This is a genomic window from Robinsoniella sp. RHS, from assembly GCF_001029355.1.
Taxonomy (GTDB): domain Bacteria; phylum Bacillota; class Clostridia; order Lachnospirales; family Lachnospiraceae; genus Robinsoniella; species Robinsoniella peoriensis.
Map to the genome: position 1 here is coordinate 66086 of NZ_JNGB01000003.1, position 15962 is coordinate 82047.

A 15962-nucleotide genomic window follows, 5' to 3' on the forward strand; every position below is an offset into this window, starting at 1 on the left:
TTCAGGTCATCGTTATCCAATGTAATTACGATAGTGACCTGTTATAATAGGATCATCAGAAAGAACTTGTAAATCAAAAGGAGGGCACTACATGAAAAAAGAAATGGAATTTATCTCTTTTGACGGGACAAAATTATTTATGGTAAAGAACGAAGTTGAACATCCAATAGGTGTCTTTGTCATCGTACACGGGCTGTGTGAGCATCTTGGAAGATATGATTACGTCACACAGAAACTGAATGATCATGGATTTTGTGTGTACCGCTTTGATCATCGGGGACATGGCAGATCGGAAGGCAGAAGAGTTTATTACAATAAGTACACACAGATCAGTGATGATGTGAATGCCGTAACAGAGATGGCAGCCAAAGAAAATACCGGACTTCCTCTATTTGTAATTGGTCACAGCATGGGCGGCTATGCCACGGCATCCTTCGCCACCAGATATCCCGGCAAGGCAAGGGGAATCATTTTGTCCGGTGCTTTGACAAGATATAACCATAAACTGGCGGGCGATCTTCCTATGACGATACCGGAAGATACCTATCTGCCGAATAACCTTGGGGACGGCGTATGCAGTGATCCGGAAGTTATCGAAGCATATGATAAGGATCCTTTGGTTGAAAAGGAAATTTCTGTTGCACTGTTTAACAGCCTGGGTGAAGGTGTCACCTGGCTTTCCCAAAACGGAACATCCTTTACAGATCCAGTTCTTATACTCCATGGATGCTGTGACGGACTGGTAAGCGAAAAAGATTCCCGTGACTTCTTCGGAGATATTGCTTCTAAGGACAAAACCCTTAAAATCTATGCAAATCTTTGCCATGAAATTTTAAATGAACCATGCAAAGATGAAATTATTGCAGAGATATTAGCCTGGACAGCTAAACATATGTAACACATAAAAAACAGACTGTTTGAAAACCTCAAACAGTTCTTTTTTTATAACGGAAATCTCATGGATACGATACCGTATAACGGTTACAATACTTTTGTGCAGTAAATAAACCTACTTAACGAAAGGATGCGATATCATGGATATCTGGGAATTACTTTTCAGAAGCGTCCTGACAATTATCATTTTATCAGTTATGACAAAGATCAGCGGCGCCAAACAGATTGCGCAGATGACCTTTTATGATTATATTGCAGGAATCGTAGTCGGAACACTTGCTGGAGAGCTTACAATCGATCATACGGTACCTATTTTTTACGGTATTCTTTCTATCCTTATTTTTTTTCTTCATTCCATATTGCTTTCTTTCTATTCCAGAAAGAGCATTACGCTGAGGAGGATCTTAGTTGGTAAGCCAATTTTTCTTATTGCAAATGGACTCATACAATACGATGGGTTAAAGCAGGCCAAATTTGACATCAATTTACTGTTAAGCCAGCTTCGCACTCAGGGTTATTTTGATATCAGTGAAGTTCAATATGCCATTCTTGAGCCGGAAGGCAGTATCTCTGTAATGCCAAAAGACTTTGCACGTCCACCGAAATCCTCCGATTTTTCCTTTCCGGCTAAGGATGATTCCCTCCGGGCAAATATCATTATTGATGGAAAGATCATGAAGCACAATCTGGCGCCTTATGGTAAAGACCAGGTATGGTTGATGGAAGAACTGGATAGGCAGGGATACCAGGATCTTAAAAAAATAACCCTGGCTACACTCAGCGACTCCGGGATTTTAACAATTCTTCCCAAACACAACAACAATAGCAAACGTTCTTCTTTAATGTAATCAGCTGTTTTACCTAAAGGGAGCAATAGGAGTAAACCATGAATTGATATGAAGAGTACAGACGAAAGGGACAAGTTAGGGGTGGATTCTCCGATTACAAAAAAATCGAGAGGGAGTCGACCTCTTTTTGGCATACTTATTTTTATTATCATACGACAATAAAAGCAAAAATCAAACTGCATTTCAGTTACAAAAATGGCGTTTGGTTTACAAATCATGTATTTCAATTACAAAAGTGGCATTTCGTTTACAAATATTTAATTGTCAGTTACAAAGATGGCCTTTCACTTTACAAAGTGGCATCTCGTCTTACAGGTGAGTAATCAAACTGCAATCAAGTGCGTATTTTTATGTATAGCAATATAAATATATCGAAAAACGATAAATTATACTTGAATATCAATATTTACCATGCTATAATACAAACAGCTTAAGAAGTAATGACTTATAAAATCATTTTATCTAATTATATTGTAAAAGGAGGCAATCAAATGAACTGGAACAAAGACAAGAGTCTGGCGCTGTCCAGAATCTGTGTACTGTTATTTTCTCTCTGCCTGATTGCAGGCTGCATTGGCGCTCCATGGCTGTTTGGGATATTTATAAAGACAGTGGGGCCGTACTTAGACAATAAACTGACTTTATTTTTAATCACGGTATACACATCTGCGGTATTTGTAGCAGTTGCACTGTACAATTTACATTGTCTGTTAAACAATATCCGTAAAGACATTGTATTCGAAAAATGCAATGTAAAATGCCTGCGTCACCTTTCCTGGTGCTGTCTGGCAGCAGGTATGATTTATCTCTTAAGTGGATTTTACTTTGCACCATTTTGGGTACTGGCTGTTATGGCTTTATTCATGAGCCTGATTCTAAGGGTGATTAAAAATGTATTTGCCCAGGCTGCCGAACTTAAAGAAGAAAATGACTATACCATATAGAAGGGATGTGCCGGTATGGCTATTATAGTAAATCTTGACGTGATGATGGCACGTCGTAAAATCAGTTCCGGAGATCTTGCTGAAAAAGTTGGGATCACACCGGCTAACCTGTCAATCTTAAAAAATGGAAAAGCAAAAGCAATCCGTTTTTCGACATTGGAAGCCATTTGTAAAGCATTACAATGTCAGCCTGGTGATATTCTGGAGTTCCTGGAAGAAGAATAACCGTACGTAATCGTACAGAGGAGGTTTATTTTATATGGAAAATCAAGAAATGGTAAGCCAAAGCGGCCTGCCTTGTGAAAGTGCGTCTATTTTAGATCAAATATCAACGGTAAACGAATCAAAACCCCTTATTTCCGATGGTAAAGACAAAGGATTTGCGTTAACCTATCTGATACTCGGCTATGGCCTTGTATATGTTTTTTCGTCATTTCTTAATTTTAACCGCAATATAGCACTGTTCACGATAGCATATGTTATCGGAGTTCTGGCATACGTCTTTGCCCGCAAACAAAGACCTGCGAAGGAAAGTTTCTTTTGGCTGGCTATTCTGCTGGGTGTGGGAATTCCCTATGGTTTTTGGAGCGTTATGAGAGTCATTCAGATACTGGCACTAATCGTGATTGCCGCGTATTGGACACTTTCCGTAACCGGAATACTACTTAAGGAAAATAAATCCAGTGAATGGGTAATGCTCGACTTATGGAATGCATTCATTATTATCCCCTTCTATAACTTCACTTGCCAGTTTCGCGTACTAAAATCAGCACTCCGAAAATCCAGGTCAGGAAATAAGGTGATTTCGGCAGCTTTAGGGCTTTGTATTGCCATTCCGGTTCTGGCTGTCGTGCTTCCGTTACTCTCAAGTGCAGATAGTGGTTTCCGACAATTATTAGTTGAAACAAGAGATTATTTTTACCGACATTTATTTGCAAATATTCTTCGTTTTGTGTTATCATTACCTATATCAGCTTATATGTTTGGACTTATATATGGGTGCCTTTATCACCGCAATACGGATCATTTTCATATGGATTCCATCAGTAAAATAATGATAAAGACTCACTGTATCGCAGATACTGCCATTGATACAGCGGTCCTATTAGTTTGTATATCCTATGGGTTATTTATCGGATTACAAAGCAGTTATTTATTTTCAGCATTTGCCGGGATACGCCCCGAATATTTTACCTATGCCCAATATGCCCGTCAGGGATTCTTCGAGTTATGCATTATTGCAGTCATCAATGTACTGATTATCCTCGGAGCAAACGCTTTCAGCAAAACACAAAAGTGCGATAACAGGATTTTACGATGGATAAATGTAATCCTTTCCGTTCTGACCCTGCTTTTGATTGCAACAGCAATGAGTAAAATGTTCTTATATATTTCTGTGTACGGCCTTACGGTAAAGCGGATACTGACAAGTGTCTTTATGATTTGGCTGACCGCAGTATTTCTAATGACTATAATATGGCAGTGGAAGAGGATTCCAATCATCCGGCTAGCAATTATTATTGGAGCAATTCTATTTTGTTTTCTATGTATCCTGCCTGTCCAACAATATATTGCAAACTTTAATATGTTATAAGAAACTAAATAATAAGTTGTATATACCCCCTTTTAAGAATCGAAGATTTAATTCGTTTTGTGTAATAAAATTATTAAAATTGTAATAAGGAGAGAGAAACCATGGATAGAGAAGACTGTCCGGTTCAAAAACTGGGCTATGAATACTTTGAAAAGGTAGTCAATATGATCGGCGGTAAATGGAAGATGCGTGTACTTTATATACTTGGCTTAAACAAAATTTTATCCTATGATGAATTAAAAAATGCACTGGGAAATGTTCCGCACAACAAATTGACCAAACAGTTAAAAGAACTGGAAGAAGATGCACTTATCATCCGAACAGAAAATTCAAAAATTCTTACTAAAGTAGAATATTCATTAAGCAAAAAGGGATACGATCTGCTTCCAATGTTATTAGAAATGTGTAACTGGGTATTAAAATATGAAGTGGAAAAGTTTGCATCAGCGGAAAACCAGACACATAGCACTGTTAATTAAAGAACCATATAAGTAATTAGACAGAATTACTCTTTAATTGATGGAATTTTAATACTGTAGATAAATAATAAATAATTAAAATCGCAAGCTTTTTCGAACACACGTTCTGCAAGGTGTAAATTGACAGAAGAGTACATACAAGAAATTTATCTATGAAAGATCCTGGCGAGTAATCGGATATTTATTAATTAAAACAAGTAGTCCATATAGTTTAAAATCTCAATATAGACGCAGGATATATTTTTCACACTGCAAGACGGTGTAATGTGATGTTGCGGGCTAGTCAATTATTTTACCGAAGTACACGTTTTACAAAGATATACCATAATAAGGTTGGCAAATATATTGATTATTATGGTATATCAAAAATGATTTATCAACGTAAACCTATAATAATATCATTTTAAAATATCATGATAAGACAAGCATAAACAGATACAATGAAATAACATAAATAAATTATAAAATGAGTATGAACAATATACATAAGGACCAAAATATTAACTTAAACTAAAAACCACGGTGATCAGGCAAAATAATATAAATAGCCGGTTATACATTGTTTCCTTGTTAGTTAGTCGGAAAAAACTGTATTTGTCCGCTTAACTATTCTAACTCCCATCTGCTTCTAAAATATCCGGTTAATTCCTATATTACCGAATATCTATAAATAATGTCTATTTTCGTTTTCTAAATTATACAGCCATGTTCTTTTTTCCAAAACCATAATCAGTTCACCCTTCGTATCCAGCTCTCCGTTAAGCTTAAAACCTAAATTTTCATATAAAGTGAATGCCCGCTGGTTATCCGGATAAAGACTCAGATAAATTTCGCTGCATGAGTATTTCCGGAACAAATACGCAATAAGGCTAGACAAAGCTTTTTTTCCGTGACCTTGCCCCTGAAATTTGTGATCGATTAATAATCGGTCCATCCATACACGTTTTTCCGATAAAATCTCTCCATACATGGTAAACCCGATTAGCTGGTCTCTATAGTAAATTCCCCGTGGCTGCCAATCATTCAATTCTTCCGCCTCTTTTAGGCATTCCAACGGGGTTTCTATGAAATGCTTCTGTTCTTCTGGCAGATGCAAATTCAGTATGTCCTGTAAATTTGATTTCGTTACTTTTTCAAAATGATATTCGATATTTTCACCCACTTGAACATACGTTCTGTTTTTGCTGTCATTACAAGATTTCTCCATATTATTTTTCTTTACTCCTATGAATATTTACCTATTTTCCTACCAGTATACCACAATATGGTACATTAATTTTAAAAAAAACCGCCGAGAAAAAATACTCGACGGCCAACTGGGGCTCTTTTACGTTGTTACTATAATGCTTTTATGTTCTAATATCTCTATTAGGAAGAACTGATTCCTCTATTGTTTTAATTCTGTTGAGTAATAAGGTACGACTATCCTTTGTCCATAATGCACATCTTCTGTTAACATAGAATTAATATTCAATACTTCGTTTATATAGCTATTTACAGAATCATAATCATCGGTAATATATTCATTTGCTATACCCCATAATGTATCATTATGTCCTATACGGACTTCTGTATAGTATTTGTATGTCTGTGGTTTTGTCTTGCTGCTTGCGCTGACAATAAAGCTATTGCAGGCAATTAAGATCATTGCTGCTATTACTAACGAAGCCAGACTTAAAATCACTCTGCGGTCAAATAATAACTTTATCATTTCATTTTTCATAGAATGCATATTCTCTCTCGTTCCCATAATAACTAAATCCCCCTTCTACACTTGATTGTATTCATTTTTGATTATTTTATACAAAAAACTTGTCCGAACATTTGTTACGAACGAGTGTTCGATTTACTGACATTATATTACAAGAACAGACGTTTGTCAACACTGTTTCGACAAAATTACGAACAAGTATTCTAAACATTTGTTTGCATTTTGCACAAAAATATGATAGTATAAGGAAAATAGATGTATTAGGAGGTATGTGTAATATGGCATATGGCAAAATTTCTAAAAAACAAGCTGAAATATTAGAATATATAAAAAATGAAATTTTAAACCGTGGTTTTCCACCAGCAGTTCGGGAGATCTGTGAGGCAGTACATTTAAAGTCGACCTCTTCTGTTCATTCCCACTTGGAAACATTAGAGAAAAACGGTTATATCCGACGTGACCCTACGAAGCCAAGGGCGATTGAAATACTCGATGACAATTTTAATATGGTCAGACGTGAGGTTGTGAATGTTCCAATTGTTGGAAGAATCGCTGCCGGCCAGCCTATCCTTGCAGTGGAGAATGTAGAAAGCTACTTTCCTATCCCATCCGAGTTTATGCCGAATGCACAGACCTTTATGCTTACCGTTAAAGGTGAAAGTATGATTAATGCCGGCATCTTCGATGGTGATCAGATTCTCGTACAAAAGCAGAACACCGCACAAAATGGTGATATCGTGGTTGCCTTAATAGATGACTCTGCTACAGTAAAAACATATTATAAAGAAGATGGGTACTATCGCCTGCAGCCGGAAAATGATACAATGGAGCCAATAATCGTTGAAAATGACGGACTTTGTATACAGGGAAAAGTAATTGGAGTTTTCCGTTTCATTCATTAAATCATGCATTTTCGTTTCTATTTATAAGGAACAACTTAACTTTTACATATTTAAAGGAGCTATTTCACTGAATGATAAACTGAACCTTTACAGGTCAGTAATAATTATATCATCGGTGTATAGCTCCCTCTTTTTACCAAACATTATTACGTTATTCCACTGACTCTCCTTCTGTATCCTGCTGCACTGACCATTGTGCAAACACTTTATGTCCAATACGTACACAGTTATCCGGCTGTAGTTCTTTAACCATCCCTACCCCCTGACCGGAACCGGAATTAAAAGCCAGTTTCAGGATACTGTCAGCCTGTTTTCTTGCGTCATTGATAACCGTTCCCAGCATCTCTTTATTTTCTACCGCTTTGATTGCAGACTCTGTTCCATCTACCCCCACAACCTGGATTTTCCCTTCATATCCTGCCTTTTTAATTGCAGATATTGCGCCTAGAGCCATTTCATCATTATTACTGAAGACTACTTCTATCCTATCTTTGTATTCTTCCAGCCAACCTCCCATTTTTTCTTCCCCCTGGGATTTTTGCCAGTTTGCAGTGGCATTGGCAAGCTTCTCCAGCACGATATTATTGTCTAACAATGGCTTCAGACAGTATTCAGTACGGATCAGGCTATCCTGATGTCCCTGTTCTCCCTCCAGAATAACATATTGAATCCTGCCGTCATGGTTGCGGTCTACGCTTCCCGGGTCTTTTAGATATTGTTCTAAAACGATTTCACCCTGCATGGTTCCGGCTTCCTCCGGTCTGGAACCTACATAATAAACTTTATCCCATCGCTTCATATCCGCGCTAACCGGCTCCCGGTTAAAGAAAATAACCGGTATATCCGCATTCTTAACCTTGTCAATTATCGTAGCTGCTGCAGTCCGGTCAGCAAGATTCATGCAGATCACATCATATCCCTGAGAGATGAATTTATCAGCCTGTTCATTTTGCAAAGTCTGGCTGTTCTGACCGTCTACGATATTCAGAGTAATGTTGTAACCCTCTTCCTTTTCCATCTTCTTTACCGATTCTTTCAATCGGCTGATAATCGATTCAATAAACACATCATCCTGATAATAGACCGATACACCTATTTTCAATTCCGGCAATTGCTCCTTTTTCTGTTCTGTTGCCAGCGTACTGCATCCAGCCAGACAAAGAATGACCATAGCTGCTTCCATTAATAATTTTTTCACCTTCATAATCTCTCTCCTGATTTACCTTACAAAAGGGAATAGTAACCTCTGATTCTCTTCTGAATACATGTGTTCGTGATCCACAATTTTAAATGCAATTTCTGTTCTTTCTTTTTCTTCCCTGCCGTTGATTGCATTGATGGCATCCCTCACTCCCAGATACCCCATGCTGTAATCATCCTGGACAACAATGCTGACAATGTTATCATTTTCCAGATAACGAATAACTTTGCTGCTGCTTCCCACACCATACAGCTCTGTAAGCTGCGGCGGATACTGATCTTCATATTCCTTTAAAGCCTTTGCGGCATTTTCCAGTATTTCCGTATCGAACGCCACAATCACATCCACATTGTTTGTTCGCAGATAGTTTAAGATGGTTTCACTGCTGTAGTCCGCCTGCTCCCATTCCAGTATCTCATTATAACTGATCTTCATGGTATCCCGAAATGCTGCCTCCCGGTCTAAAACGCTGCTGCAGGAAATGTCTCCGTTAATCAGAAGCACTTTTTTTACGGAAATTTCCATGTCGCATCACTTCTTCTGCCAATGCAGTTCCCATCTTCTTATTGTCACAGGCAATAACTTCATAAGGCAGCTTGGAATCCACATTCGATTCCACAAGAACCACCGGGATATTTCTTTTCATTTTAGCCAGAGATTCTGCCATATGCTCATGATCCACAGGAGCGATAACAATGGCATCTGCATCGGAATTCACTTCCCGTTCCAGTAATTCGATTTGTTCCTCCAGTTTATTCGCTTCCTCATTCCCCAGACTGATCATGCGGATATTTGCATTCAGATCTGTTCCTGCCTGCTCTGCCCCCTGTTTAAAATTCTCCCAGCTCTCACTCAGCTTTCCTCTTGTAATAACGGAGATATTTTTCACCGGAATCTCTTTTACATTTGTCTCCCGGGATAAGATATAGAGGCTGAAAAATAAAATTGCTCCTAATATGAAGACAGGAAAATAATATTTCTTTTTCAAAATGCTCCTCCCTCCTGACCGATCTCTTCTATCGGAATCCTTGGCAAATGAATCGTCACCCTTGTCCCTTCATCCGCTTCACTTTCTACGTGTACGCCGTAATCCCTGCCAAAATACAGACAGATTCTTTCATGCACGTTATTCATTCCGATACCGGAGCCTCTGCTCCTTACCCGCTGTTCCCTTGATAGCAGGCTTGCCAGTACATCCGGAGCCATTCCGATACCATTATCACATACCTCTATGAAGAGATCCTCATCCCTGATATAAGACTTAATGACAATCTTACCCCCATCATCTTCTAACATGTATTCCATTCCGTGATAGATGGCATTTTCCACCATAGGCTGAATAATCAGCTTCATAGTAGCCAGCTGCAAAGTCTCTTCCTCCGCCTGAATCTCATAAGTAAACTTATTTTTATAACGGATGCTCTGTATGGTGAGATAGTTGCGGGCATGTTCTAACTCGTCTTTAACCGTGATAATAGACTTCCCTTTACTGATACTTATCCGAAACAGTCTCGCAAGGGAGGTAACCATGGTAATTGCTCCTTCATAACGTTCATTTTCAATCATCCAGATGACAGAATCCAGCGTGTTGTACAAAAAGTGGGGATTAATCTGGGTTTGCAGCGCATCCAGTTCACTTTTACGTTTCTGTTCCTGCTCCACTACAATGTCATCCATTAATTTCTTCATCTGTTCTACCATAGAACGCACCGTCTTGCCCAGATGCATAATCTCGTAGGGACCACTGGCTGTAATTTCTACATTCAAATCTCCTTTTTCCAGCTTCTTAACAGATTTTTCCAGGCGCTTAATGGGGTTTGCAATTCTGGCGGATACCAAAAGGCTGACAAATATTAATACGAATAATCCAAAACAAAAGATAAACAGAACAAAGATCCGGATCTGGGAATATTTTGCCACAACTTCTGTAAGGGGCGTAACTGCCACCAGTTTCCACCCGGTATAACCTACGGTTTTTATGGTTACCAGACGCTTTTCGCCCTGAAAGATCTCCGTATGGTTTCCATCATCTAACCCTGCTGCTTCCACATTGGATTCTTTCTCTAATTTCGAATATAATAACTGCTGCTTTGGATGATAAATAATCTCTCCATCTGCATCCATGAGATAGACATATCCGGAATCACTGATATTTGCACTTTGGCACACCCGCTCAATTCCGCTGAAATTCATATCTACCAGCAAGACGCCATTTTCCCTTTTGCCATTCTTCGTGATTTCAACATCATTACTCATCGATACTACCCAGCGGTATCGGTTATCCGGATCATTAAACAGATTTTGTACATGGGGTTTTGAAAAATGCAGATTTTCAATCTGAGCTTCCGCATTTCTGAACCATTCCTCATCCCTAGGATCAATATTTTCTTTGAGATTAGATAAGGGAGCTGCAGCTTCAACCTTTCCGAACAGATTAAAAATAGCGATACTCACCAGCTGTTCCCGGTTGGTGTTGTAAAGCAGGTCCAGCTGCTCTACAATGGTGTCTTTGGCAAGATCCGCATTTTTAATTACCTGATAATAAACAGAATTGGAGACATTCATAATATTTCTCAAATAAGTATCCAGAAATTGATTCGTCTGGTCAATGACATGCTTGTTTTCCTGTTCCACCATATGCTCTGCCGTATTGGTAAAATTCAGATAGAGGGGCACAGCAATCAATACCATTCCAACTACGGAAAGCAGTGTAAAATAAATGGAGAGCATGTTCTGAATGCTTTTTTTCTGGTACCATTTTTTTGCTTTAGATATGTACTTTTTAATTATTGGAATCATAGCAACCTCTATTAGGTATTACGGTATCTGGATGGGGACACACCAAACTTTTTCTTAAACACATAACTGAAATAGTTTGGTTCCAGATATCCTACCTTTTCTGCAATCTGATAGCTCTTGTCGTTGGTTGTATTCAAAAGTTCCACTGCTTTTTCCAGCCTGGTTTCTGTCAAATACCCGATAAAACTGCTTCCGGTTTCCTTTTTGAAAATCGTAGAAAAATAAGTAGGACTGACATGAAGGAGTTCGCTGAGCCTTTCTACAGTCAGCTCACTGTCGGCATAATTGTCCCGTACATATTGTACTGCCGTATCCACCATATAACTGGACGTATGAACACGCTCACTTTTTATCATACTGCTGATCCGCAGGCTGATTTCCTGTACCCATCTTTGCAGGTTGTCCATGGAACCCAGTTTTTCCAATTGATTGTCGTTATTAAAGTTTTCACCTAATGCCTCTTCCAGATCTAAGCCATAAGTCTGGCAGAGACGCAGCAGGGAAATCTTAATTTCCATAAAATAAATCCGATACTGCTCTATTTCCAAAACCGTATCACCGAACTTGGCAAATACCTCTTCAATTTTTTCTATAATGTCTTCTCTTTTTCCCATTTTTATAGCAGTGACTATCGCATGTTCATCCTGACCTTTAAACTGCAGCAGCACAGAAGTATCCGGTTCCACATCACCGATATAAATAGCTCTTCCAGACCCCAGAACCAGTCTGTAATCCAAAGCAGACTGCGCTTCTTTTCTGGCGTAGCGTAAGGTCTGTGGCTCATGGCACATAAGGCTGATACCACCGGATATCACAAGCCCGTAAATTTTCTGGGACTCCCTGCATACCTCATCAATTCCGGAAATCAGATCATAGATTTCTTCTCTGCATCTGGCATTGACGATAATTGCAATAATATCTCCATAGAAAAAACTTGTAAAATCACAGTATTTTCTAATTTCCTCATCTACGAGATGTTTGATCGTGATAGGAATAAGAGCATCATCATGATTTTTAAAGATATTTTCTACCGACTCTTCCAAAACCCCCTTTTCAATCTGAATCAGGCAGACGATAAATCCTGTGGCATCTACATTAATTCCCGCCATGGCTGCACTGCGGTTAAATTGCTCCTGGGTAACCCTCCCTTCCAGAAGGCTGACTAAAAACTGCTCCCGGATAACCGGAAGACTGTCCATATAATGCTGCCTGAGATTCTCCAGATTTCTCATACTTTCATACCGTTCATCCAGAGAAAGCCTGAGCTTTGTCAATATTTTTCCCATATCCTCTGCATTCACAGGTTTAAGTACATACTCTACTACATTAATAGAAATTGCTTTGTGGGCATATTCCAGATCGTCAGAACCGGAAAATACAATCAGCTTCGTAGACGGATTTTTCTTGCGCAAAGCTTTTCCCAGTTCAAGTCCATCCATAAAGGGCATCATAATGTCTGTCATCATCACATCCGGCTGAAGCTTTTCAGCCAGATCCAGAGCCTCCTTGCCGTTTTCCGCACTTCCAATCACCTGGAAACCATACTTTGCCCAATCAATTTTACGGATAATCCCCTCCCTGATTTCTGCTTCATCGTCCGCTATAATCACCTTATATAAGTCCATATACACTCCTAAAAAATATATTTTTTTATTTGAAAATTAACGCGAAATTATTTTGTTATTATAACATAAAAAGATGCGTAAAGGAATTTTTTCTTTCCATTACGCATCTTTTTCGCGTGCATATTAATAATTGAAAATGCTAATATAAATTCCTTTGTATGTTAAAATATAATCCCACAGATTAGTGCCGCTATAATTGCCAGAACCAGGCTGAATATAATCCTGTCCATAGTTTTTAGCGAAACATTTATTCTGCCATAGAGACAGTCTCGCACGGTTTTCTTTTGCTCTATATCATCCTGCTGCTCTGCTGATGATAAATCATTTATTTGTTCTTCCATATCTTTATGTTTACTCCTCCATAAGTTCTGATCCTTTTCCTCAATGTATCATTTTGTTATTTCTTAGCAAGATATTTACGTACATCCAATGATACGGCAACGATAATAATTAAACCACGAATGATATACTGCCAGTATGGACTTACGCTGATAAAAATTAGTCCATAGTTGATAACCTGTAATAGAGTTGCTCCAATCAATACACCTGGAATGGTTCCCACACCCCCTGTAAAGGAAACCCCACCAATCACACATGCTGAAATTGCGTCCAGCTCATAATTTAATCCAGTGTTGCTGGTTGTCGATCCTGATCTAGCAGCCTCTAAGAAACCTGCAATTCCATACAGCACACCAGAAATCATGAAGATAATCATAATATTTTTTACAACATTAACTCCAGACACTTCAGCTGCCTCCGGATTACCGCCAATTGCAAACATGTTTTTTCCAAGCTTTGTCTTATTCCAGATGATATACATAATTACTGCAATTACTGCCAGATAACATACCAGATATGGAATCTTAAATTCACTGGTAATTTGAAAACCGCCCGTTACAAAATGAATATATCGCTGATCAAGATTAGCAACCGGCTGTGCCCCAAGCGGCGGGCGATCAATATAAAGACAAGATACACCATATGCTATTAACTGAGTGCCCAAAGTAATTATAAATGCATGTACCTTCAACTTAGCAACACCAAACCCATTGATTAATCCAAATATAACTCCTACCGCAATTGCACCCAGCAGAGGAACAAACAGCGGTAATGCCGGAAGGTTTGGATACATTCTTGCTGCATATGTAGTTGACTGCAGCAAAGATGCTGAAATGATCGCTGTAAGACCTAAGATACGGCCGGCAGAAAGGTCCGTTCCCTGTAGTACGATCAACCCTGCAACCCCTAACGCCAGAATAGCTCTTGTAGAAGCCTGGCTGAGTATATTCGTAAAATTACCAAGTGATAAAAAGCTTGGTTCTTTTATGATAAAGAAAACGATCATTAGTATCAATACAATATATAACGCGTATTTTATGAGAAATTCTCCAACGTTAAATTTCTTTCCTTCTGTTTTTAATTTTTCCATATCTGCACCTTCCGTTCTTAAACATATTTCGCTGCCTGAGCCATAATCCGCTCCTGATCCAGCTCTTCAGTATTTGTAATTCCCGACACATGTCCATTTGACATAACTAGTATACGGTCACAGATGCCTAGCAGCTCGGGCATCTCAGAAGAAACCATGATTACTCCTTTTCCTTTTGCAGCCAGGTCAATAATCAACTGATAAATTTCATACTTCGCACCAACATCAATTCCTCTTGTTGGTTCATCTAAAAGTAAGATCTCCGGCTCTGTTAATAACCATCTTCCTATAATTACCTTTTGTTGATTTCCACCGGATAAACTTCGTATTGCTGTCTTTTGGGATGGGGTTTTAACATTCATACTGTCAATTACCCATTTAGTATCTTCTATCATTTTTCTGTTATCTAACAGTCCCATTTTACTATAACGGTCTATATTAGCGATTATGCTATTAAAAAGAATATTCAGACCGCCAAAAATACCTGTCGCACGACGCTCTTCTGTCAGAAGGGCAAATCCATTTTTAATTGCTGTTCTGGAATCTTTATTATCGACAGGTTTTCCGTGGAGCAGGATCTCACCCTCGCTCTTATGGGCAATGCCGAAAATGGTTTCGATTAACTCTGTTCTCCTGGATCCTACCAGACCTGCAATTCCAAGAATTTCTCCCTTATGAAGTTCAAAAGATGCATCAATAACGGAGGGCTGGTATTTCCCGGTTAAATGTTTTACCTCCAGAATGACTTCTCCCATTTTATTGGTCTTAGGCGGAAAACGGTTAGTCAGATCACGTCCAACCATCAGCTTAATGATCTTATCCGTGGTCAGTTCTGCCGCAGATTTGGTATCTACCCACTGTCCATCACGCATGATGGTAACTTCGTCTGATATTTCCAAGATCTCTTCCATTTTATGAGATATGTATACAATTGCACATCCCTGGTCTCTTAAACGGTTAATAATGCGAAACAGATGATCTACTTCTTCCTGAGTAAGAGAAGAGGTCGGCTCATCTAATACCAGAATCTTCGCATTGTAAGATACCGCTTTGGCGATTTCTACCATCTGTCTTTGGGATACAGACAGCTTCGCCATTTTTGATTTGGGATCTACATCGATTTCTAATTTATCAAATACTTTTTTTGTTTCCTCATACATAGAACGCTGACTGATAATCCCACCTTTGCTTGGATATCTTCCCAGCCAGATATTATCCATAACATCTCTTTGCAATACCTGATTCAATTCCTGATGTACCATTGCAACTCCATTTTCCATTGCCTGTTTGGGATTGGAAAATTTAGTCTTCTTTCCCTCTACGATTATCTCTCCGCCATCTTCATCATAGACACCAAATAAACATTTCATTAAGGTAGACTTTCCGGCGCCGTTTTCACCCATCAGTGCATGGACGGTGCCAGGCCTTAATTTTAACTGTGCATGATCAAGGGCTTTTACACCTGGAAACTGCTTTTCAATATCTATCATTTCCAAAACATATTTTTCTGCCATATTCCATTCACCACTTTTCCTT

The 15962-nt window shown here is 38.7% G+C and carries 17 protein-coding genes; 7 read left to right on the plus strand and 10 right to left on the minus strand.

Annotation, left to right across the window (positions count from 1 at the left end):
- Positions 1 to 91 precede the first annotated feature (91 nt).
- The 6 genes from RHS_RS02140 to RHS_RS02165 all read left to right on the plus strand — a co-directional run bounded on the left by RHS_RS02140 (position 92) and on the right by RHS_RS02165 (position 4759).
- The gene (locus RHS_RS02140) at positions 92 to 898 is read left to right on the plus strand and encodes an alpha/beta hydrolase (RefSeq protein WP_047832206.1); all 807 of its coding nucleotides are present in this window, start codon (positions 92 to 94) and stop codon (positions 896 to 898) included.
- Positions 899 to 1034: 136 nt separating this feature from the next.
- A complete protein-coding gene (locus tag RHS_RS02145) occupies positions 1035 to 1742 on the plus strand; it encodes a DUF421 domain-containing protein (RefSeq protein WP_047832207.1) in 708 nt (235 codons plus the stop codon).
- 491 nt (positions 1743 to 2233) lie between these two features.
- Positions 2234 to 2686 carry a DUF2975 domain-containing protein gene (locus tag RHS_RS02150; RefSeq protein ID WP_027294060.1) on the plus strand — a complete coding sequence of 151 codons (453 nt, stop codon included), beginning with the start codon at positions 2234 to 2236 and terminating at the stop codon, positions 2684 to 2686.
- A 15-nt stretch (positions 2687 to 2701) separates the two neighbouring features.
- The gene (locus tag RHS_RS02155) at positions 2702 to 2911 is read left to right on the plus strand and encodes a helix-turn-helix transcriptional regulator (protein ID WP_027294059.1); all 210 of its coding nucleotides are present in this window, start codon (positions 2702 to 2704) and stop codon (positions 2909 to 2911) included.
- Between the two features lie 34 nt (positions 2912 to 2945).
- The gene (locus tag RHS_RS02160; protein ID WP_047832208.1) at positions 2946 to 4280 is read left to right on the plus strand and encodes a DUF4153 domain-containing protein; all 1335 of its coding nucleotides are present in this window, start codon (positions 2946 to 2948) and stop codon (positions 4278 to 4280) included.
- Between the two features lie 101 nt (positions 4281 to 4381).
- The gene (locus RHS_RS02165) at positions 4382 to 4759 is read left to right on the plus strand and encodes a helix-turn-helix domain-containing protein (RefSeq protein WP_044289364.1); all 378 of its coding nucleotides are present in this window, start codon (positions 4382 to 4384) and stop codon (positions 4757 to 4759) included.
- A 664-nt stretch (positions 4760 to 5423) separates the two neighbouring features.
- Here RHS_RS02165 and RHS_RS02170 read toward each other — a convergent pair.
- Both RHS_RS02170 and RHS_RS02175 read right to left on the minus strand, forming a co-directional pair.
- Positions 5424 to 5966 carry a GNAT family N-acetyltransferase gene (locus RHS_RS02170; RefSeq protein ID WP_395021017.1) on the minus strand — a complete coding sequence of 181 codons (543 nt, stop codon included), beginning with the start codon at positions 5964 to 5966 and terminating at the stop codon, positions 5424 to 5426.
- A gap of 180 nt (positions 5967 to 6146) precedes the next feature.
- Complete coding sequence (locus RHS_RS02175; RefSeq protein ID WP_395021019.1) at positions 6147 to 6509, minus strand: hypothetical protein; 363 nt, start codon at positions 6507 to 6509, stop codon at positions 6147 to 6149.
- Positions 6510 to 6748: 239 nt separating this feature from the next.
- On the opposite strand from RHS_RS02175, the gene lexA reads away from it, so the two are divergent.
- Positions 6749 to 7372, plus strand: a complete 624-nt coding sequence (gene lexA / locus RHS_RS02180) for a transcriptional repressor LexA (protein WP_027294057.1) — start codon at positions 6749 to 6751, stop codon at positions 7370 to 7372.
- Positions 7373 to 7523: 151 nt separating this feature from the next.
- Here the strand turns inward: lexA and RHS_RS02185 are convergent, their stop codons facing one another.
- The 8 genes from RHS_RS02185 to mglA all read right to left on the minus strand — a co-directional run bounded on the left by RHS_RS02185 (position 7524) and on the right by mglA (position 15940).
- The gene (locus RHS_RS02185; protein WP_052377791.1) at positions 7524 to 8576 is read right to left on the minus strand and encodes a galactose ABC transporter substrate-binding protein; all 1053 of its coding nucleotides are present in this window, start codon (positions 8574 to 8576) and stop codon (positions 7524 to 7526) included.
- Between the two features lie 15 nt (positions 8577 to 8591).
- The gene (locus RHS_RS02190) at positions 8592 to 9098 is read right to left on the minus strand and encodes a substrate-binding domain-containing protein (RefSeq protein WP_047832209.1); all 507 of its coding nucleotides are present in this window, start codon (positions 9096 to 9098) and stop codon (positions 8592 to 8594) included.
- Entirely contained in the window at positions 9064 to 9561 is a 498-nt protein-coding gene (locus RHS_RS02195; RefSeq protein WP_047832210.1) for a substrate-binding domain-containing protein, read from the minus strand. Before RHS_RS02195 ends, RHS_RS02190 begins: the two co-directional genes overlap by 35 nt.
- Complete coding sequence (locus tag RHS_RS02200) at positions 9558 to 11372, minus strand: sensor histidine kinase (RefSeq protein ID WP_027294055.1); 1815 nt, start codon at positions 11370 to 11372, stop codon at positions 9558 to 9560. Before RHS_RS02200 ends, RHS_RS02195 begins: the two co-directional genes overlap by 4 nt.
- A gap of 11 nt (positions 11373 to 11383) precedes the next feature.
- Complete coding sequence (locus tag RHS_RS02205) at positions 11384 to 12997, minus strand: response regulator (protein ID WP_027294054.1); 1614 nt, start codon at positions 12995 to 12997, stop codon at positions 11384 to 11386.
- A gap of 161 nt (positions 12998 to 13158) precedes the next feature.
- Positions 13159 to 13338 carry a hypothetical protein gene (locus tag RHS_RS02210; RefSeq protein ID WP_027294053.1) on the minus strand — a complete coding sequence of 60 codons (180 nt, stop codon included), beginning with the start codon at positions 13336 to 13338 and terminating at the stop codon, positions 13159 to 13161.
- A 56-nt stretch (positions 13339 to 13394) separates the two neighbouring features.
- Entirely contained in the window at positions 13395 to 14426 is a 1032-nt protein-coding gene (mglC, locus tag RHS_RS02215; protein WP_027294052.1) for a galactose/methyl galactoside ABC transporter permease MglC, read from the minus strand.
- A 17-nt stretch (positions 14427 to 14443) separates the two neighbouring features.
- Positions 14444 to 15940, minus strand: coding sequence for a galactose/methyl galactoside ABC transporter ATP-binding protein MglA (gene mglA, locus RHS_RS02220; protein ID WP_027294051.1), 1497 nt, complete (start codon positions 15938 to 15940; stop codon positions 14444 to 14446).
- Between the last annotated feature and the right edge of the window lie 22 nt (positions 15941 to 15962).